This window comes from Blautia glucerasea (genome assembly GCF_013304385.1).
Lineage (GTDB): Bacteria > Bacillota > Clostridia > Lachnospirales > Lachnospiraceae > Blautia_A > Blautia_A ammoniilytica.
In genome coordinates this window covers 62,759-83,511 of sequence record NZ_JAAITU010000003.1, presented here as the reverse complement: position 1 = coordinate 83,511, position 20,753 = coordinate 62,759, and the positions used below count along the sequence as shown (strand labels likewise).

The 20,753-nt window shown below is 45.0% G+C and carries 20 protein-coding genes; 2 read left to right on the top strand and 18 right to left on the bottom strand.

Features of this window, described 5'->3' with window-relative positions; translation table 11 throughout:
* Positions 1-87: 87 nt before the first annotated feature.
* From G5B11_RS02255 to G5B11_RS02240, 4 genes are all read right to left on the bottom strand, one after another.
* Positions 88-1,173 (bottom strand): lactonase family protein, encoded by a 1,086-nt coding sequence (locus G5B11_RS02255; protein ID WP_173726730.1) that lies wholly within the window; start codon positions 1,171-1,173, stop codon positions 88-90.
* 131 nt (positions 1,174-1,304) lie between these two features.
* Entirely contained in the window at positions 1,305-1,793 is a 489-nt protein-coding gene (locus tag G5B11_RS02250) for a precorrin-2 dehydrogenase/sirohydrochlorin ferrochelatase family protein (protein WP_173726729.1), read from the bottom strand.
* Between the two features lie 116 nt (positions 1,794-1,909).
* Positions 1,910-2,515 (bottom strand): TIGR04100 family radical SAM protein, encoded by a 606-nt coding sequence (locus G5B11_RS02245; RefSeq protein ID WP_158421611.1) that lies wholly within the window; start codon positions 2,513-2,515, stop codon positions 1,910-1,912.
* Between the two features lie 4 nt (positions 2,516-2,519).
* Positions 2,520-3,386 (bottom strand): pyridoxamine kinase, encoded by an 867-nt coding sequence (locus G5B11_RS02240; RefSeq protein WP_244092887.1) that lies wholly within the window; start codon positions 3,384-3,386, stop codon positions 2,520-2,522.
* Between the two features lie 100 nt (positions 3,387-3,486).
* Here G5B11_RS02240 and pdxR point away from each other — a divergent pair, with 100 nt between their 5' ends.
* Positions 3,487-4,815 carry a MocR-like pyridoxine biosynthesis transcription factor PdxR gene (gene pdxR / locus G5B11_RS02235; RefSeq protein ID WP_173726727.1) on the top strand — a complete coding sequence of 443 codons (1,329 nt, stop codon included), beginning with the start codon at positions 3,487-3,489 and terminating at the stop codon, positions 4,813-4,815.
* Here pdxR and G5B11_RS02230 read toward each other — a convergent pair.
* The 12 genes from G5B11_RS02230 to G5B11_RS02175 form a co-directional block, all read right to left on the bottom strand.
* Positions 4,804-5,445, bottom strand: coding sequence for a precorrin-8X methylmutase (locus G5B11_RS02230; RefSeq protein ID WP_158421627.1), 642 nt, complete (start codon positions 5,443-5,445; stop codon positions 4,804-4,806). The two genes, pdxR and G5B11_RS02230, sit on opposite strands and share 12 nt — an antisense overlap.
* A gap of 6 nt (positions 5,446-5,451) precedes the next feature.
* Positions 5,452-6,966, bottom strand: coding sequence for a cobyric acid synthase (locus tag G5B11_RS02225; protein ID WP_173726726.1), 1,515 nt, complete (start codon positions 6,964-6,966; stop codon positions 5,452-5,454).
* Positions 6,948-7,997 carry a pyridoxal phosphate-dependent aminotransferase gene (locus tag G5B11_RS02220; RefSeq protein WP_173726725.1) on the bottom strand — a complete coding sequence of 350 codons (1,050 nt, stop codon included), beginning with the start codon at positions 7,995-7,997 and terminating at the stop codon, positions 6,948-6,950. The genes G5B11_RS02225 and G5B11_RS02220 overlap by 19 nt, the downstream gene beginning before the upstream one ends.
* A 16-nt stretch (positions 7,998-8,013) precedes the next feature.
* Entirely contained in the window at positions 8,014-8,976 is a 963-nt protein-coding gene (gene cbiB, locus G5B11_RS02215; protein WP_158421606.1) for an adenosylcobinamide-phosphate synthase CbiB, read from the bottom strand.
* Between the two features lie 2 nt (positions 8,977-8,978).
* The gene (locus G5B11_RS02210) at positions 8,979-10,397 is read right to left on the bottom strand and encodes a cobyrinate a,c-diamide synthase (protein ID WP_173726724.1); all 1,419 of its coding nucleotides are present in this window, start codon (positions 10,395-10,397) and stop codon (positions 8,979-8,981) included.
* The gene (gene cobK, locus G5B11_RS02205; RefSeq protein WP_173726723.1) at positions 10,394-12,367 is read right to left on the bottom strand and encodes a precorrin-6A reductase; all 1,974 of its coding nucleotides are present in this window, start codon (positions 12,365-12,367) and stop codon (positions 10,394-10,396) included. The genes G5B11_RS02210 and cobK overlap by 4 nt, the downstream gene beginning before the upstream one ends.
* A complete protein-coding gene (cobJ, locus tag G5B11_RS02200) occupies positions 12,360-13,097 on the bottom strand; it encodes a precorrin-3B C(17)-methyltransferase (protein ID WP_191868051.1) in 738 nt (245 codons plus the stop codon). The genes cobK and cobJ overlap by 8 nt, the downstream gene beginning before the upstream one ends.
* Positions 13,090-14,145: a cobalt-precorrin 5A hydrolase gene (locus G5B11_RS02195; RefSeq protein ID WP_173726722.1), complete on the bottom strand. Its 1,056-nt coding sequence runs from the start codon at positions 14,143-14,145 to the stop codon at positions 13,090-13,092. The genes cobJ and G5B11_RS02195 overlap by 8 nt, the downstream gene beginning before the upstream one ends.
* Before the next feature lie 40 nt (positions 14,146-14,185).
* Positions 14,186-14,959, bottom strand: a complete 774-nt coding sequence (gene cobM, locus G5B11_RS02190) for a precorrin-4 C(11)-methyltransferase (protein WP_173726721.1) — start codon at positions 14,957-14,959, stop codon at positions 14,186-14,188.
* Between the two features lie 28 nt (positions 14,960-14,987).
* Complete coding sequence (gene cobI, locus G5B11_RS02185; protein ID WP_173726720.1) at positions 14,988-15,680, bottom strand: precorrin-2 C(20)-methyltransferase; 693 nt, start codon at positions 15,678-15,680, stop codon at positions 14,988-14,990.
* Entirely contained in the window at positions 15,677-16,840 is a 1,164-nt protein-coding gene (gene cbiD, locus G5B11_RS02180; RefSeq protein ID WP_173726719.1) for a cobalt-precorrin-5B (C(1))-methyltransferase CbiD, read from the bottom strand. The genes cobI and cbiD overlap by 4 nt, the downstream gene beginning before the upstream one ends.
* Positions 16,841-16,922: 82 nt before the next feature.
* Positions 16,923-18,263, bottom strand: a complete 1,341-nt coding sequence (locus G5B11_RS02175; protein WP_173726718.1) for an MATE family efflux transporter — start codon at positions 18,261-18,263, stop codon at positions 16,923-16,925.
* 121 nt (positions 18,264-18,384) lie between these two features.
* On the opposite strand from G5B11_RS02175, the gene G5B11_RS02170 reads away from it, so the two are divergent.
* A complete protein-coding gene (locus tag G5B11_RS02170; protein ID WP_173726717.1) occupies positions 18,385-19,281 on the top strand; it encodes an RluA family pseudouridine synthase in 897 nt (298 codons plus the stop codon).
* A gap of 34 nt (positions 19,282-19,315) precedes the next feature.
* Here the strand turns inward: G5B11_RS02170 and G5B11_RS02165 are convergent, their stop codons facing one another.
* The gene (locus G5B11_RS02165; protein ID WP_158421596.1) at positions 19,316-20,080 is read right to left on the bottom strand and encodes a type III pantothenate kinase; all 765 of its coding nucleotides are present in this window, start codon (positions 20,078-20,080) and stop codon (positions 19,316-19,318) included.
* 12 nt (positions 20,081-20,092) lie between these two features.
* On the bottom strand, positions 20,093-20,749 hold the full coding sequence (locus tag G5B11_RS02160; RefSeq protein WP_173726716.1) for an ECF transporter S component: 657 nt from the start codon (positions 20,747-20,749) through the stop codon (positions 20,093-20,095).
* Between the last annotated feature and the right edge of the window lie 4 nt (positions 20,750-20,753).

Sequence of the window (20,753 nt, the reverse complement as noted above, 5' to 3'; positions counted from 1 at the left end):
CTCACTTATCTGATAAATGGGAAGCTGAATCTGCAGCAGCTTTATTTTTTAAAGTATTTATTAACCATTACACCGCTTTTGAAGCTTTCAGTTATGGTCCGGTATATCCTCTCCGTCCGGTACCGGCCAGATACCGATACAGTTAGGTGTCTCGATCTTTCTTGGTTTGCCGTTCATAACGATAATATTCTTCTCATAATCCACAGTAAACATGGTGATGGAATTACTTGAATGATTGGCAATGGCTATATGCTTATTATCCGGGAAAATAGCCAGATCCTTAGGATAATCCCCACTAATGGGAAGGGTAAACTTCTTGGTGAGAAGCCCTGTCTGTTCATCGATCTCATACATGGAAACTGTATTCTCCCCTGCAGTAGTGCTGAACAAATGTCTGCCATCCGGCGCAAGAGCCAGACCTGAGGCTGCATTATGTGATACATCTGTGTCACCCTTCTGAAGGGTGGAAACGCTCTGCAGCAATTCAAACTCCGGTGCATTTCCGCTGCCGTCATAACTGTAAACCTTGATCTCATTGCTCAGTTCAAAAAGAAGATATGCATATCTGCCGTCTGCGCTGAACCGAATGATCCTTGGACCGCTCTCTCTTGGGCAACGCAAAATATCTACCAGTTCCAGCTTATCTGTTCTCTTGTTGATTCTGTATATCTTTACCTGGTCAATCCCATTATCTACTGCACAAAGATACTTGTTATCCGGTGTAGGACGTACACAATTCACATGCGGCCGGAAATTACGCTCCGCAACACTGCCAAGGCCTGTATGGAAAACCCCATCCATAACACTGCCAAGGCTTCCATCCTGATGGGTATGTACCACTGTAACCTTCCCGTCATGGTAGCCAGCCACATAAAGATATCTGCCATCCACATCCGTAGCCAGAAAACAGCCTCTCATACCATCAATGTCCACACTGTTGATCCTTGTAAGGTCTCCGTTCTCATCCCTTTGAAAAACAGCAACTCCCTCATCCTCTATGGAATAAAGAAACTTGCCATTCTTGGAGACTGCCGTATAGGATGCATTGCTTACCTGCACCTCACTGCGCTCTGTCAGTGTTCCATCTTCCACATTCACATCATACACCTGGATCCCTTTACTGGTTCCATGAGTGTAAGTTCCAACATAAGCCACGTATTTCTTTTTCCCCATTGTTCTGTCAACCTCCTAATGTCATCTCTCATATCCCGAGGTAACTATCAGTTACTGTTCACTCCGTTCTCAGCAACACCCTCTGGTTGATTATACCATATCGTGGTCTTTGTAACAAGCATCAGTCACAACTATTCGTCCGCTGCTTTCCATTTTTTTGTAAGCCTTGTAAGCACCTGATCTGTCTCTTCTCTCAGCTCCCGCTTTCTGGCTGTGTCCGTACTGCCGGTCTGGATCCCGATCACAGAATCATCTGCAATACAAAGTCCTGGAAAATAGAAATCACTTTCTTCTTTATCTCCGGATACATTCACATAGATGCCTTCTTCCTTACATACCTTACAGATCTGCTCATTCAGCTTCCAGTCCTGTGATGCTGCGATCACCATATATGCATTGTCGAAATCTGACCGCCTGATGGGACGAAGCTGGATATTGACTCTGCCTGCCTTTCCCATTTCCTGAAGCTCCTGCGTCATCCGAGGTGCGATCACCGTAATATTCCTTGTAAATAAAAGGAGACATTTGGTCCTTTGAAGGGCTGTCTTGCCACCCCCTGCCACAACGATGTTTTTATCTGATAAATCCACGAACATTGGAAAATACCGACTGTTTTTCATTAGTTATCTCCTGCTTCCTTTGTGTTTCCTGCTCATGGATAATATTTTAATCGTGAAAGAATGGAATGTCAATACAGCGGTGAAGGGATAGGGCGCCAATAATTATTTTACTATATTCAGCCTGCGGAGTAGATACGGACACGTAACGGAATACCAAGGGAATCTGCCAATTCCTGACTTTTACGTATATTCTCTTCTCCGATACAGTCTACAACTGTAAATCTTACATCATCCAGATATTTTCTGCAGTCGCAGGCAAATTTCAGCATAGCATCAAAGGACTTCTCCCCATAAGCAGGACGTACCACTTCATTATAGGATTTTGCGTCCGGCATGTTCAGGCTGATGGAAACACAGTCTACAGCCTTACAGATCTCTTCTGCCGTAGATCTTCCGTGGATCAGGTCACTTAATCCGTTGGTATTTAATCGCAGACGGAAATCATATTTTTTCCTTACGTATTCACTTACTGCCACCAGCTTGTCAAGTACCATGGTAGGCTCCCCATACCCACAAAATACAGCTTCCCTGCATCCGGTAAAATCAAACCTGTCTATCGCCGGGATGATCTCCTCAAGAGAAGGTTCCTTGGAAAACCACAGATTCCCAGATTCCCCTACTGTGTCTCCATTATTTCGGATACAGAAGGTACATCTGCATGGACATTTATTTGTCAGATTAAAATACACCTGATGATTATAATGATATACAATATCTGTCATAGTCCTAATCCTCCCATAATGTATAAAGATATTTTTCAAAGCAAACTCCGTCGTTTCGATCCGTACCTTCCTTTACTGCATCCCGGATCGCCTTTTCAAGAAAACGGACTGCTTTATGAACAAGTGCTTTTAAGCAGATTTCCTGCACCATCCCACCACATAAAACAGATGCAAAAAGATCGCCTGTGCCAGAATAGCTGCCTCCTGTTTTCTCAGAAAAAACCCATGTTTCTTCGTTATTTTCCCAAATCAGATTGCCAATCTGTTTTATTTCTCCATCCTGATCGTCCACTCCTGTGATCACAATCCCAGGCACCTGGTACTGTTCATGAAGCCTGCTTCCCAGTGATTCTATCTCTTTTAGGTATTCTTTACCTGAAAGCAGCAAAAGGGACGCCCATTTCTTTTCCATTTCCTCTTTCCCGTATAGTAAAAGCAATGCCTCTGTCAGATTAGGAGTGATCACCTGGGCTTGGGATATCAGGGCTCTCATTTTCTCACAAAGCTGCGAGGAATAAATATCATATGCCCTTCCCTGGTCTCCCATCACCGGGTCTACCAGGATCCTTGTGTCTGATGAAGCAAATCGATGAATAAACTCAAGGATCTTGTCTGCCTGTTTCTCTCCTGCCAGAAATCCTGTATAGATTCCATCTGGACGAAACCCTCGTTTCTCCCACTCATCCATAATCCCATCCATATGCTGTGTATAATCGTCACAATAATATGAGGCATATCCGGTTTGATTGCTAAGAATTGCTGTAGGCAGAGGACAGGCCTGCACACCCATGGCAGAGATCACCGGAATGGCTGCTGTCAGAGAACATTTTCCAAGTCCGGATAGATCGTTTAATATAGCTATTTTCTTCAAAGCTTGATCTCTCCTTGTATTTTTATTTATTGTGTTATAGAATAACATCTAAGTGTATCTTAATAAATATCCAAATTTAATTATTTTTAAGAGGACAGCTATGATTCAATTAGATAAAAAAGAAACAACTGATCATTTATATCTGGAAGTGTACCGATATTACCGTGACCTGATTCAAAACGGTAAAATGCTGCCAGGCAGCAAAATGCCTTCCCTGCGAAAATGTGCCCAGGAATTGAAATTAAGCAGAACTACCATAGAAAATGCTTATCTTCAGCTGGCTGCAGACGGATACATCCTTGCCAAAGCCCAAAGTGGATACTATGTAACTGAAATCTCTGTTCATCAACGCCAAAAGGCCAGTTCCAGGTACAGCCAGAGCGTAAATGTCCGGTTTGACTTCTCCTCTGCAGGCGTAGACAGAGAAAGCTTCCGTTTCGACCTTTGGAGCAGGTATATCAAAAGTGCCCTGCGGCAGGATCAGCGAATGCTGACCTACGGCGAAGTACAAGGGGAGCAGGATCTCAGACAGGTGCTGGCTGACTACATAAGACATCGCCGGAATATTCAATGCTCCCCCGATGATATTGTGGTAGGTGCCAGTGTGCAGTGTCTTCTTCAGGTACTGTGCCCGCTTCTGAAAAGCAGGTACCACTCTGTTTCTTTTCCTAATCCCTCCTTTGTACAAGGATCTACCATATTTCAGGATTTTGGATTTCAGCTCCATTACAGGGATAAGAACAGCCAGGTCATCTACGTATCCCCGGCTCATATGACCAAATGGGGAGAGATCATGCCCGTTTCCAGACGCCTGGAGCTGCTTGAGTATGCAAGCCAGCGAGAAAGCCTGATTATAGAGGATGATTATGAAAATGAGTTTGTATATCTGCAAAAGCCAACGCCCTCCCTGTTTGGTCTTTCCGGCGGACAGAATGTAGTATATATTGGCTCTTTTTCCAGACTTCTCCTTCCTTCCATCCGGATCAGCTTTATGGTCCTTCCCCCATCTTTGTTGGATGCTTACCGAAAAAAGGCTGATTTTTACAATCAGACAGCCTCTAAAGCAGAGCAGATCGCTTTGTGCCAATTTATCAGAGACGGACATCTTGCTTCCCAGACCAGAAAGCTGAAACGATTATATGCCCAAAAAGGAAAGCAGCTGTGCCAGATACTTTCCACAGTTTTCGGCAAAGAATACAGCATAAAAATGGGGCCTGCAGGCACAAGCCTTGCCCTGACCCTACCCTGTGTGGTAAGTACCGATGTTGTTCACAAAGAAACAGAAAAAAAAGGTCTTCGTATCCCTGTGCTGTCTGAAACGGCAGATACAAAAACCTTCCTGTTGTCCTATTCAGCTATGGAAGTCCAGGATTTTCTCCCGGCTTGTCATATACTGAAAGAAACCCTGCAAAGTCTTTCAGTCTCTTGAATTATTGATCATATATAAAAGAGCGTTCACAATACAGGCTGCAATATTTGAGCCACCCTTTCTTCCCTGGGCAACGATATAGGGAACCGGAGCTTTCATGATCAGCTCCTTTGACTGGACCACATTTACGAATCCTACCGGAACACCAATGATCAGCTCAGGTTTCAAGAAGCCATCTTCGATCAGTTCATACAGCCTTACAAGAGCTGTAGGTGCATTCCCAACAGCAAAGATCAGCGGCTTTGAAAGGCCTGCTGCCTTGTCCATACTTGCAGTGGCACGGGTGGTGCCGTTTTTTTTGGCATTCTGTGCCACATCCTCATCTGACATAAAGCAGTACACTTCTCCGCCATACCGTGCCAATGCCTTTTTATTGATCCCGGCTTTTGCCATCTGGGTATCTGTTACAATACAGGCTCCGTTTTTGATTGCATCCAGGGCATGCTGTACTGCCCCTTCTGAAAATTTCAGATTCTGAGCATAATCAAAATCCGCACTTGTATGGATACACCGTTTAACGATCAGCTCTGTTCCAGGAACCAGCTGCACATCCCCAAGCTCTGAGGTTATGATCTCAAAGCTCCTTTTTTCGATATCCATAGGCTTAACATTTTCCAGTTCCACCTTTATCATAAGTTACACCCCTTCTTCCAATATGCTGTATATTTTCTTCATGTCCAGATGCTTTCTAAGCTCCGCAGCCAGGATGTTATACTGTGTTTCCTTAAAGGCAGCAAAATCAATGCCTGTCATAGAAGATACATCTATCCCTTTTCTTTCTCCAAGGATCCGGATCAAAGTCTCCACAACTTCCTCTTTATCAAACACCCCATGTACATAGGTTCCACATACATTTTCATGAAAAGCACCTTCTGTCTTTGTTTCTTCCGGCTGATTTCCGGCCACCATCAGCTTTGTTGCAGGCAATATTCCCTCTTTTCTTACTGATTCTCCCATATGGATCTCATAACCTTCCAGGCTTACTCCTGACAGTGCAGCAAAGGTACCTGGCATTGGAAGAAACTGCCCTGTAACACGGGTTCTTGTTTTTTTGCTGGCAAATACTGTATCCATAGGCAAAAGACCCATACCCCGGATCTTTCCGCCAGCCTCCACATGATAAGGGTCACTTAATGTATCTCCCAGCATCTGGTATCCTCCGCAGATCCCAAATACGATACAGCCTGCAGCTGCAGCCTTCAGAACAGCTGCTTCCAGACCGTTCTCCCTCATCCACAGCAAATCCTCCATTGTATTTTTCGTTCCCGGGAGAATGATCATATCCGGATTCTTCAGTTCAGACACATGCTGTACATAACGCAGGGATACCCCTTCTACACTTTCAAAAGGATTAAAATCCGTAAAATTGGAAATCCTGGGCACACGGATCACTGCAATATCGATCAGACCTGCCGGCTGCTTCCTGTCAAACCGTTCCGTCAAACTGTCTTCATCCTCCACCTGGATATTCATGTACGGGGCAACTCCTACCACCGGGATGTGGCTTCGCTCCTCCAGCATCTTCACGCCAGGATCCAGAATGGTCTTGTCTCCCCGGAATTTGTTAATGATCAGCCCCTTTACCATATCACGCTCAGAAGGCTCCAGAAGGTCTACAGTACCGATCAGCTGGGCAAACACACCGCCCCGGTCGATATCTCCTACAAGAAGCACTGGTGCTTTTGCCATTTTAGCCATTCCCATATTAACAATATCATCATTTTTCAGATTGATCTCTGCCGGACTGCCTGCGCCTTCGATCACAATAATATCGTATTCATCAGACAATTCCTGATAAGCCTTCATAATGTCCGGCACCAGTTTCTTTTTGTATTTAAAATAATCCCTGGCGCTCATAGTCCCCAGCACTTCTCCGTTTACGATCACCTGGGAGCCCACATCATTGGTAGGCTTTAAAAGGATGGGATTCATCTTTACTGAAGGACGGATCCCTGCTGCCTCTGCCTGCATCACCTGGGCTCTGCCCATCTCCAGACCTTCCTCAGTGATAAAGGAATTCAATGCCATATTCTGTGATTTAAAGGGGGCCACCGAATATCCGTCCTGCCGAAAGATCCGGCAAAGTCCAGCTGCAAGAAGGCTTTTTCCTGCATTTGACATGGTTCCCTGTATCATAATCGCTTTTGCCATATTTCCTCCAATGCTTTTACCAATATTTCATTCTGTACATGCTTTTTCACGGCAATCCGGTAATATCCCTTAGAAAGACCGGGATAATTGCTGCAATCCCGGATCAGCACTTTTTTTTGCAGGCAGGCCAAAAAAAGGTCCTCCGGACCCTTAAAAAACAGATAATTGGCCATCGATGGATATACCTTAAGTCCCAGCCTGGTAAGTCTCTCCCTTAAATATGCTTTTTCCTTAAAAACCAGCTGTCTTCCGGCCTCCACATATGAATTTTCCAAAAGAGCTGCCATCCCTGCTGCCTGGGCTGGTGTGGAAATATTCCATGGCTGATTTTCTTCTGTCATTTTTTCCAGCAGCCTTGTATTTGCACAAAGCCCATACCCAAGTCTTAAGCCTGGCATCGCATACCTTTTGGTAAATGCCTTTATAATAAAAAGATTTCTGTAGTCTCCCAGTACTTTCTTCAGCGTATAAAGTGCCGGTTCTTCCACAAAATCAAGGAAGCATTCATCCACTACAAGAAAAATATCCAGTTCCCTGCACCTTTTCAGTATCTCCATAAGAAGGCACTGATCCATCAGAACACCTGTAGGATTATTAGGATTACACAGAAAAACAATATCCAGCTCCGGCCGGAGAGCTTTCAAAAAATCCCTTTTAACTCGAAAATCTTCTTCCTCTTCCAGCCAAAAATGATCCACCTCACATCCCACACCTTGCAAAGCTTGTTCATATTCTGCAAAGGAAGGACCTGTGACCAGCGCCTTCTTTGGCTTTCCTGCCCTGCACACAGAAAAGATCACTTCAGCTGCCCCATTGCCGCAGATGATCCAGTCAGAATCTACCTGCTCATATTTTCCGATTGCCTCTTTCAAAGGCTGATAGCCTACCTGTGGATACTCATAGATTCGCTCCAAACTATCCCTTGCCGCAGCCTTTACACTTTCTGGTGTTCCCAGCGGATTACAGTTTGCTGAGAAATCCAGGCAATCCCTGTAATGATAAACATCTCCGCCATGCACATGATTATTCATCCGTTCCTCCAAATCTTCAGGCTAATCTAATCAGGAATCCAAGCACTGTAAAAACTGCCATTCCAAGAACAGCTGTCCCATACAGGATCCGGTTTGCCCTTGGAATATCTTCATATTCTACAGTCCTGTCCGGATCACCTATAGTGGGCTTTTCATACAGCTTTCCAAAATAAAACGCATTGCCTGCCAGCTGTACACCCAGGGCTCCTGCCATAGCCGCTTCGGTCTGGGCTGAATTGGGACTTGCATGATTGCGTCTGTCCCTTCGGTAGATCCTTGCTGCATTCTTCCAGTTAAAGCCGGTCAGTCCACTTGCTGCTACCATCAGCCATCCGGAAAGCCTGGCCGGGATAAAATTAGCCACATCATCCAGCTTTGCAGCACATCTGCCAAAATACAGATACTTGTCATTTTTATAACCAACCATAGAATCCATAGTATTGATGCCTTTGTACAAAAACATAAGCGGTGCACCGCCAATAGCCATAAAAAGCATAGGTGCGATCACTCCGTCAGAAGCGTTTTCAGCCACTGTTTCCACAGCCGCCTTTGTAACTCCTGTATCACTTAAGCTTTCCGTATCCCGTCCAACGATCATGGAAACCGCATATCTGGCTTCATCCAGGGTGCCGTTTACCAGTCTGTCATACACCTTCATGCTTTCCTGCTTCAGTGATCTGGCTGCAAGAAGCTGATAGCACCAGAAAGTTTCAAGAAGGAAGGCCGCCACAGGTACAAACTTATATAATATATAAAGAATGGCAAAGGGCAGAAAATAACAGACTGCACATACCATAAAAACCATCACGATCCCTGCAGTCAGAAGTCCGCCTGGAGTATCCGGAAAAATCTTCCGAAGTCTTTTTTCCAATGCACTGATCAAATCACCGATCCAGCATACCGGATGTCTGATCCAGGATGGATCTCCAAGTATCAGATCCAGAACGAATCCAAGGGGAAGTGCAAGTATTCTCAGCATTTTCATTGATCTCCTTTATTTTTCAGGGATTTTTCCTGGCGGAAGGCAAGGCACCTTTCAAGAAAGGCCTGTGGTATCCGTGGATTTCCATAATAATACAAATGAGGAAATCCTGCAAGTATTCGGTCACTGCCCCAAATACATTCCCAGCCTCTTAAGCTTTCCGGTTTTGATGCATGAAAGGATTCTCCACAGCTGTTGGAATCAAAATAATGAAATTCATGGGCAGGTATGCTTCCCAGATCCGTATGTCCAAGCACAGAAAGCTTCTGTTCCAGAGTAATATAGCCAAACCTGGTAAGCCTTGGTGTTCTGTATGCCTTTCCTTTTATCACATCTGCCATCTGATAAAGCTTCCCATCCATACCTTCCATCTGCTGATGCAGGTACATAAAGCCTCCACATTCTGCAAGAACCGGCATTTGATCATAAATGGCTTCCCGGATCTGCTGACGCATTTCCTGGTTTTCCTCCAGCTGCTTACCATACAGTTCCGGATAACCGCCGTACAACAAAAGTCCCTGTATATCCTTCGGAAGCTTCTTGTCATGAATTGGTGAAAATGGCACCAGTTCTGCTCCCATTTGCTGAAGAAGTCTGAAATTATCCTCATAAAAGAAACAGAAAGCTTCATCCTTTGCCAGTCCGATCCGAAGCTTCTTTTCTTTCTTTGGTAAACTCCATCCAAAAGAAGGATCCACTTTTTCCAGTTTATCTGGTACATCAATCTTTGATGCTTCCACGGCAAGCTTCAGGATCTCATCAATCTCCAGGGTATCATTCAGGATCTGGGAAAGCTTGTAAAGCCGTTGTTTCAGTCCTGGGATCTCCTCTGGAAGGATCAAACCAAGATGACGGCTTTCAATCAGGCAGTCCTCCACCCTTGGCACATAGCCAAGAACCTGGATTCCCAGCTGTTCCTGAACCAGTTTTTTCATCCTTGGATACAGCATGGCCGACATCTGGTTAAAGATCACGCCTTTAATGTGGCTGTTCTTTTTATATTCCAGAAACCCTTTGATATAGGCAACCAGAGAAACACTCATTCCTTTGCTGTTTACGATCAGGATCACCGGAGTATCCGTAATATCTGCCAGATCATAAGCACTGGCTTTTGTGGTCGTGCCTGCAACTCCGTCATAATATCCCATAACGCCTTCCATAACAGCCAGATCACAGTCCTTTGCATTTTCCTGAAGCAGATATCTGGTAACATATGGAGATGTAAAAAAGGTGTCAAGATTTCTGGATTTGGTACCGATCACCCTGCTGTGGAACATGGGATCAATATAATCAGGCCCGCATTTAAAGGAAGCTGCTCTGATTCCCCTGTTTACAAGCACCTGTAAAAATCCGCAGGTGATCAGGGTTTTTCCGCTTCCGCTAGCCCCTGCTGCAAAAAGGATCCTGGGGATCTTCATTTCTTTTCCTCCCTCTTCTGACAGGTGATGATATAAATAGGATTTTCTCCCATCATCATATGGTAACGTCCGATTTCTTTGGATCTTGCAGCGCTTATCTGCACAATGTCTGTTTCTGTAAACTGCTGGTTCTTTATCACCTGCAAAGCCTCCCCTACGGTTTCCAAAGTAATACAGTTGATCACGATCCGTACTTCCGGATTCTTTTCCATAAGCAGATCTACGATCTGGGAAAGATTTCCTGAAGAACCTCCGATAAATACATGGGTAGGTGCAGGCAGACTTTTCAGAGCCTCCGGTGCTTCTCCCTTGATCACTTCCAAGTTGTCTGCTGCAAATTTCATTTTATTTTCAAGAATCAGATCTGCTGCCTCATCCTTTTTTTCGATTGCATATACTTCTCCATCAAAGGCCCTTAAAGCCATTTCCACAGACAGGGAGCCTGTACCTGCCCCCACATCATAGCATATGGCATCCTTTGGCAGCTGAAGCTTGGAAAGGGAAACTGTACGGATCTCTTCTTTTGTCATTGGTGCCTTGCCACGGATAAATTCCTCATCCCGGATACCATGCACCAAAAGCATAGGCTTTGCCTTCGGATTGCAGGCGCAAACTACACATAAAGCATCCCCTTCATATCCGATCAGCTCTCCTGCTGTTTTTGCAAATATTTTTTCCTCAGGATAAGAAAGCTTCTCTCCTACATACAGCATCACATCTGACATGCCATAAGAAACCAGCTTTGCAGCCAGATTTCCGATTTCCCGGCCACTGCCAAGAATAGCAAAAACCTTTCGGTAATGGCAAATATAGTGGATCAGATTACAATTCTTTCCATGTGCGCTTAAAAGCTTTGCATCCTCCCAGGACATGTGGATCCTGGACATAAAATAAACAACTGAAGAAATCCCGCAGATCACCTGTGTGTCACTGCCAAGACCTTCCAGAAGCTTTTTGGCTCCACTGTAAAATCCCACATCTCCGGATAATACGATCAGAATATTTTCAAATTCCGGATGCTCTTCAATGTACTTCAGAATCGCTTCGCTGCGGTACTCATATACCACTTTCTGACCTGGCATCCCTACGCTGTCTGCCATCCTTCTGGCTCCGATCACAAGATCTGCTTCCTGAACTGCCCTTTTTCCCTGGATAGTAAGTGTTTCTTCAGAACCCATCCCAATCCCAAGCACAGTAACCTTTGGCTTTGCCACAATCTGGAAACGCTTCTGCAAAAAACGTTTACATTCCAGAACAGTCAGCCCCTGCTCCTTTATGGGACGCCCAATGATCACCGGAACTGCATGGCAGTTTAAAGCCGCATCGATCTTTTCCTGAAAGCCTCCTGCCATCCCGGTATCCTTTGTGACAAGAAAATCACACTGAAACTGCCTGAGCATAGCTTCATTTAATTCTCTGGAAAAAGGCCCCTGCATACCGATCAGATGCTTTCCTTCAAATCCCATTTCCTTGCATGCACTGATCACGGAAGGAAGGGAAAGTACACGTGCGTACACCCGCTCCCTATAATCTGGAAGTCCGGTAAATGCTAAAAGCTCCTTGCTTCCTGTAGTAAGCAGAATATTTCCCCTGGTGCCTTTTAAATATTCCACAGCATCCTGAATGCTTTCTGTATAAACTGCCTGATCCTCATGTTTTCCCTGTGCCCGCAGGATCCGTACATACTCCGTATTTTTATTGTCACAGGCTTCCCGGATATTTTTCGTCACTTCTGCTGCATAAGGATGAGTGGCGTCCAGCACCAGTTCCGGAGACGTTTCCTGGATAAAGGCCTCCATCTGACTTTCATCCATACGCCCGGCATGAAGCGCCACCCCTGGCAATTCCCCCGGGGAGCGGGTGCCATATTCGGTTGCTACAAGGGCGCATACAGAAATCTTCTGTTTTCCAAGGAACCTGCAAAGCTCATATCCTTCTGTTGTACCTGCAAACACAAGAACCTTATACATCTTTATATCCTCTTGGAGTTACCATTTTGCCGTTTATCACCTTTGTCTGAGAATTGCCGATAAATACAGTGGTAAACATGTCCACCTTTGTATCACGCAGTTCTTTTAATGTCATGATCCTGGAGTTTTCCCCTTCTCTTGCAATATTTGACACGATCCCACACACTGTATCCGGGGATTTGTATGTCATCATCAAATCACATGCCTTCTGAAGATAATCATGGCGCTTATGGCTGGATGGATTATAAAGACAGATCACAAAGTCTGCCTGGGATGCGCCAAGAAGCCTTGCCTGGATCTTTTCCCAGGGGGTAAGAAGGTCACTTAAGCTGATCAGGCAGAAATCATGGATCAAAGGTGCTCCAAGCACAGAAGCTCCTCCAATGGCAGCAGTGACCCCGGGAATGATCTCTATCTCCACATCCGGATATCTTTCGCTGATCTCATAGATCAGTCCTGCCATACCATATACTCCTGCATCTCCACTGCAGATCATAGACACAGTCTGTCCTTTTTTTGCTTCCTCAAAAGCCATCACACACCGGTCCACTTCTTTTCTCATCGGTGTTGTCAGAAAGGCTTTATCACTAAAATGCTCTTTTACAAGATCGATATATACTGTATATCCAACGATCACATCACTTTGTTCAAGGGCTGCCACTGCTGCCCCGGTCATTTCCTGGTATGCGCCAGGTCCGATGCCTACCACATAGATTTTCTGTTTACTCAAAATGAATCCTCCGGTTTCCGGCTGCCAAAGCTGCTGTCACGCCACCTGCAGCCTGCTTTTTTTCTATCAGTACCCCTTCTTCCCCACTTGCAAGAAGGGCGCTTCTTTCACATACATTATCTACCCCTACCTGGGCTTTTACAAAGGATGAGGGTGTAAAATCCCCCTGCACAGCCTGCAGTTCCTCACTTGTATATACCTGGAAAGGAATCTTCCACTGCTCTGCTAATGCCACAAGGCCTGGCTCTTCTTTTTTGATATCAATGCTGGTCAGGGTCTTTACCCCTTCTTTGAAAATCCCGGCCTTTTTTAGGATCTCATTTGCTGCCTGAAGCACAGCTTCAGACTCTTTTCCCTTTCTGCAGCCCATGCCTAAAGCTACTGTTTTTGGTACTACATAAACGGTTTCCTCAAAAGGAGTATGCTCCTTATAAACCGTTACACTGATTCCCAAAAGCAGTCCTTTTTTCTTTGCTTCCTGCCTGTCTTTACAATAGACCAGTCCGGGCGGAAGACTTCCTTCCCATGGGAAATCGCTGAAAAATCCTGTTTTTTCCCCAGCAAGAAGGGCTGCTGACACTTCTTTTGCACCCTTCATATTGAGAATCCCACAATCATTTTTCTTTGCAAAAACATCCACTGCAAAGCACTGATGAAGGTCTGTGGCAGTTGTTACTACCGGCATGGCATCCAGTATTTTGGCTGCTGTCCCAGCCAGTTCATTGGCCCCTCCCAGATGACCGGAAAGCAGTGAAATCACAAATCTGCTGCATTCATCCACTACCAGAACTGCAGGATCTGTTTTTTTGGATGCTACAAAAGGCGCAATACTGCGTACTGCAATCCCACAAGCTCCAATAAATATCACTGCCTGAGAATCCCCAAACCTGTCGCCGGTCCACTGACTACAAGACTCCTTTATTGAATCCGGCAGATATTTGCTTTTCTCCCACAGCTGTACACTGTGTCCCAGCTTTTCCAGGCCTTCTTTTAGGCGAAGCCCTGTACTTTCTCCTGTCAGGCTGTAGCATATCATGGCTATTTTCATTTCTTATCACCTGGACATCTCTCTTTTCGTTGATTATCTATTACATGGTTTTCGATGTACTAGTTGCTTCTCTGAATTCTGTTGTAAATCCCGGGTCATACAGCTTGGAACGGTCATACTTTGCACCCTTCACTGCATCTCCGATGATCATCAAAGCTGTCTTTGTAATATTATTTTCTTTTGCAGTTTGTGCCAAAGTTCCAACCGTACAAATGAATTTTTTCTCATCCGGCCAGGTTGCCTTGTATACAATAGCTGCAGGAGTTTCGGCTTCATATCCTCCCTCGATCAGACGGCGGCTTAATTCTTCCAGCATTCCTGTACTTAAAAAGATAACCATAGTTGCATGATGAGCAGCAAAAGACTGAATGCTTTCTCTTTCCGGAACCGGTGTCCTTCCCTCCATTCTGGTAATGATCACACTTTGTGATATCTCCGGAAGTGTATATTCCAGGTTCAGGGCACTGGCAGCTCCACAAAATGCACTGACTCCGGGACAATAGTCATAAGCGATCTTCTTTTCATCCAAAATATCCATCTGTTCACGGATAGCTCCATAAATGCAGGGATCTCCAGTATGCAGTCGAACCGTTGTTTTCCCTGCTGCTTCTGCCTTTTCTATCACAGAGATCACATCCTCCAGTGTCATTTTGGCACTGTTATAAATGGTGCACACATCCTTTGTATAATCCAGAATCTGCGGATTTACAAGTGATCCTGCATAGATCACCACATCTGCCTCTTCTAGATACTGTTTTCCTCTTACTGTGATCAGATCCGCTGCTCCTGAACCTGCTCCAACAAAATGTACCATAGATCAGTCCTCCTTTTATGTGTTTGCTTTATATGTTTGCTTTATCTTTTACAATGATCAGCGAATAATAGCCAGGATCATCCGGGATCTTTTCCACACTGTCAAAGATCTGCTCGTCTTCCATGCCACAGTTACGGATCATCACCGCTTCTTCCCCCAGCTTTTGGATCTGCTGCCTGACTTCTTTCATCTTATGTCCTGCCTTCATCAGCACCTTTGTTCCCGGAAGTTTCAGCCCTTCCCGGATCTGATAGGAGGCCGGAAGCACATGAAGCTGCTGGCTTGTTTCTACCAGACCTGTATTCAGCCTTGCGCTGACTGCACAGAACGAAGGGATACCACTTATGATCTGTGTGTCATATCCCTGATCCGTTAGGATCCTATGTACATAAAGATATGTGGAATAAACAGTAGGATCTCCCAAAGTCAGAAAAGCCACCTTTTTCCCTTGCTCAAGAAGTCTTCCAAGAAGCTGTGCCCCTTTTTCATGATTTTCCTTCAGCTGCTTTTTGTCCTTTGTCATTGGCATAGGCACAGCAAGCAGTTCTTTTTCCCTGATTCCTTCCCATGCACCGTAAACGATCCGGTAGGCAATGCTTTGCTCTGGGATTTCTCCAGGCACTGCCACCACATCTGCCTCTTTTATAATTCTTAGGGCTTTTAACGTAAGCAGTTCCGGGTCTCCCGGTCCTACTCCTACCCCGTATAATTTTCCGGTCATAATTCTCCTTTATACTCCTTTTGAATCTTCTGGATCAGACAGGGAGCATCCTCTGTCATTCCCAGATAGCCATAAACATTAGAAAATACCACTGCTCCCAGAAGGATCTGATCATAAGAGCGGTGATTCAGATAAAACTGGATCCGTTTCATCACCTGCTCCATTGCAGGCTTTAAGATTCCGTTCTGTTCCAGGATCTGTAATGCCTCATCTGTAGTATTGCATTCCAGGATCTTACGGGCACACTCCAGATCAGACCCTGCACGGATCCCATTAGCTGCCAGTACCTCCATCCTTCCGTCTGCATTATGAGAATGGGTATTCATGATCCCTGCTGCCACCTTTACAAACTTCCCAATATGTGCCACAAAAAGAATGCCTTTTACTCCCATATCAATGGCCATATCAATAGTTTCCCCTACATAATTGCTGCATTTTATATTTTTTTCAAATGGCAGATCCATATGATTTTTCAAATATTCTGCCCCATAATTTCCAGGGGTTACAAGAAGATATTCCTCTCCCTGGGTAAAATGCTGTCTCATCTCCACACGAATGCTTTCGATAAGTGCTTTCTCGCTCATAGGCTCCACGATCCCACTGGTACCTAAAATGGAAATCCCGCCTTCTATGCCAAGCCTTGGATTAAAGGTTTTCTGGGCTGTCTTTTCTCCCTCAGGTACAGAAATAATGATCTTAAGGCCACCTTCATAATCCCATTCCTGGGCAGCCTCTTCTGCTTCTTTTTTGATCATCGCCCGCGGAACAGGATTAATGGCAGCCTCTCCTATTTGCTGGGATAATCCTGGCTTTGTCACCCGTCCTACACCGATCCCCCCATCGATAAGGATTCCCGGAGTACTAATTTTTTCTGCCGAGGCATACACAAGGAGCCCGCTGGTGGTATCCGGATCATCTCCCCCATCCTTTCGGATCGCACAGGATGCCTTGTCTTTGTCAATACAAATATCCTCAGGTATCAGAGAAAGCCGGATCCCTTTTGGCGTCATAATCGATATCTCTTCCACCTTCTTCCCGGACAGAAGCATCTTTACTGCAGCCTTTGAAGCCGCAGCTGCACAGGAACCTGTGGTATATCCAAAACGCATTTTCTTTTGTCCCTTAATGACGTAATAATCTTCCAGACCTGTTTTATGCATGCCTTTTCCTTTCCTGTGATATGATTCCTTCTTTGAAGCTATATTCAGCCTGTACGCTCTTATCTGATAACTTTTACACACCCTATACAACCTTATGTTTCAGCCATTTACGGCTGTGGAAACGCCAAAGAAAGACGATGCCGCGGATGGTCCAATCTGTAAACATTCCAAACCATACAGCCAGTGGTCCCATGCCTATAACACGGATCAGAAATACGCATAAACAGAACCGAAACACCCACATGCTTACACAAGAGGTGATCATAGAAAAACGCACATCACCGGCAGCACGCATTCCATATGCCGGGATAAAGGATACCACCCATACAAGCGGCTTGACCACTGTGATCCAGGCCATCATCTGAAAGCACATCCTTGCACTTTCCGGCTCCATACCGCCAAGAATGGTGATAGGCTTTGTAAGGGCAAATACCAGAAGGCAGCATCCAATGATGATCATCTCAGCCACACAGCTCAGTTTCTTCACATAATAAACAGCCTCATCTTCCCTGCCTGCTCCGATACATTCTCCTACAATGGTCATCAGCCCGATCCCAACTCCCATAGCTGCCGTACCATTTAACATCTCCAGATTGTTAGTCATTGCCTGGGCTGCGATAGCTGTTGTACCAAGCGTGGAAACCGTAGACTGTATAGCAAGCTTTCCAAGCTGAAACATACTGTTCTCAATCCCGGAAGGAATCCCAAGTCCCAGGATCCTGCCGATCAATTTACGATCCGGACGTATCTTCAGATAATCCCTGACTACAATAGGCTGTCTGTCCTTCCTTAACTGCCAAAGTACAACAACTGCACAGAAGATCCTTGAAACCAGAGTTGCAATGGCAGCTCCTGCCACCCCCATATTAAATCCCCAGATCAGTATCGCATTGCCAACAATATTCATCACATTGGAGATTACTGAAATGATCAGTGGCCCTTTTGTATTTTCCTGTGCTCTGAAAATAGATGCACCAGAGTCATACAGTGCAATAAAAGGATAGGAAGCTGCTGAAAACAGAAAGTAAACAGAAGATGCTTCCATAACATCTGCATCTACTTTTCCAAAGATAAAATGAAGCAGAGGATCTTTAAAAAGAAGGCACAAAATAGTAACAGCAGCCGAAATGGACAGTATGATGAATAATACCTGTCTGGCTGATTTATTTGCCCTTTCATAATTACGCTGTCCCATATACTGAGCACAGATAATGGTTCCTCCTGCTGCAAGCGCAGAGAATGCCTGGATCAACAACACATTAATGGAATCCACAAGAGAAACTGCAGAAATAGCTGCAGATCCTACATTACTCACCATCATGGTATCAGCCGTACCCATAAAGGAATTCAACAGCTGTTCCAGAATGACCGGTACCAGAATGCTTTTTAACATTTTATTTGAAAAAAGATGTTTCTGCTCCATATATACTCCCTTTCCCTCTAATGAAGCTTTGTATTGACTGTCTTTTATCCTGAAGTCTTGTTATTTCTTTCTGAAAATGCTATGATTCTGTAATTAAAAAATCATTTAGAAAGGTAACCTTATGTGTCGTACCCTTACATATTCTGTTACAGACAAAGATGCAGGCGTAGAGATCCTTGATTTCCTGCGAAGCCATGGCTTTTCTCGCCATCTTCTGTCCTCGATGAAAAATGACCCAGGCTGCATCCGTCTGAATGAAGACCGTGGCTTTGGTCATACCCTATTAAAAGAAGGGGATATACTTACCATCCTCCTTCGGGAAATGGATCCTCCATCTCTGATCTCTCCTGTAAAAATGGATCTGCAGATCCTGTTCGAGGATCAAGACCTGCTTGTTTTAAATAAACCTGCAGATATGCCGGTTCATCCATCTGCAGGCAATTATGAAAATACCCTGGCTAACGGAGTTTCTTATTATTTTGCTTCCAAAGAGCAGCCCTTTGTATATCGTTGTATCAACCGTCTGGATCGTGACACTTCCGGAGTCCTTGTGCTTGCCAAAAATGCTCTCAGTGCAGCTGTACTGTCCCAGCAGATGAAAGCCCGGCAGATCAAAAGAACTTATCTTGCCATTGTCACAGGGATCACACCCGAACATGGCACCATAGATGCTCCCATTGCCCGCGAAAACGGATCTGCCATTACCAGAATTGTGGACTTCCAAAATGGAGAAAAGGCGGTAACGCACTATGAGCGCCTCGCTGTCCATGCAAAGCGCTCACTTCTTGCTCTCCGACTGGACACAGGCCGGACACATCAGATCCGGGTCCACATGAAATATCTGGGCTTCCCTCTGCCAGGAGATTACTTATACAATCCGGACTACCGGATCATCCACAGACAGCCGCTCCACTCCTATCAGCTGGAATTCACCCATCCTGTGACCGGTAGTCCCCTTTTATTTACTGCACCTGTTCCACAGGACTTTGCGTCTGCCTTTACAAAGGAACTGTCATGACCAATGATACAATCCCCGGATTCTGCCAGATGGATCATTTATTTTTGTCATAAATGATCATCAGCCCCTTCAAAAGAAGATCCTCATCCAGAACGATCTTCTTTTTGCAATAGGGAACTATCTTTTTGGAAAGGCCGCCGGTTGCCACTACAAAAGGTTCTTTCCCAAGTTCCTCTCCAATTCGCTCCACGATCCCGTCCAAAGCAGCGGCATTGCTGTAGATCACACCGCTTTTCATACACTCAATGGTGTTTTTCCCAATGATCCTTCTAGGTGCGTCAATACTGATCCCACTAAGCTGGGATGCTCGTGCAGTGAGGGCATCCAAGGAAATGTTGATTCCCGGAAAGATCATGCCCCCTACATAATGCTTCTTCTCATCCACAACGCTTACTGTACTGGCAGTGCCCATATCGATAATGGCCAGAGGCAGCGGATATTCTGCAATCCCTGCCACAGCATTTGCCACCAGGTCTGCCCCCAGTGAGCCGGGGTTATCCATCATAATATTCAGTCCTGTTTTCACGCCAGGGCCTAATACCATCACTTCTTTTTTCAGGATCTTTTCAGCAGCCAGCTTCACTGCGTTGGTGATCTGAGGCACAACAGAAGAAATAATGCATCCTTCAATGTCATTCTTCTTAATGTGATAAATGTCCAGAAGCGTTTTAATGTCAACTGCATATTCCAATTCTGTTTTTGTTCTTACTGTAGAAAGCCTTTCAATAAAATAAGTCTTCTCCTTATCAATACAGCCGGCTACAATATTTGTGTTGCCAATATCGATTGCAAAAATCATGTTTCCTCCTGGTTACAGCCTTACGGCATCTCTTTTTACTGCTTCTGTGCCCTCAGTTGCTGTGCCGGGGAGCAGTCTTGCCTTATAAAGTGCAGCGCCTACCATTCCGGTGATCACAGTAGAAGAGATCATCTCACATACAGCATTAATTCCAACAAATGAGCAAATAAACACAATCACATTCTGGCCGCCCATCAGTCCCTGTATATACTCACTGTTGCCAAAAAGAACAACCAGCATTGTCATGAAAAACAGAGTATTAAGAAATGCGGAAAAGAAGCCTGTTACAGAGCAAGAAAGATAAACATTCTTGGATTTCTTACGGGTTCCTTTGAAAATATATCCAAGAAGAATACCATCCAGAAATCTTGGTACAAATCTCTGAATAATAGCCAATGCAGGATTTATGGCAAAAAGTGTAGCACCCATGGCACTGGAGCCGCCAACGCCTATACACTGCAGACAGCTGGTAATACCAAACACTGCCCCTGCAACAGCTCCGCCTGCAGGCCCAAGTACAATGGCACTGATAGCTACCGGAATCACATTAAAGGTGATGGCAAGCGGGCCGATATTCAGATACCCAAGGGGTGTGTAGGCCATAAGAAGCAGGATGGCGATCATCAGGCCAAGCATAGTGATTTGTGATGTTTTCAGTTGATTTTTCATTTTG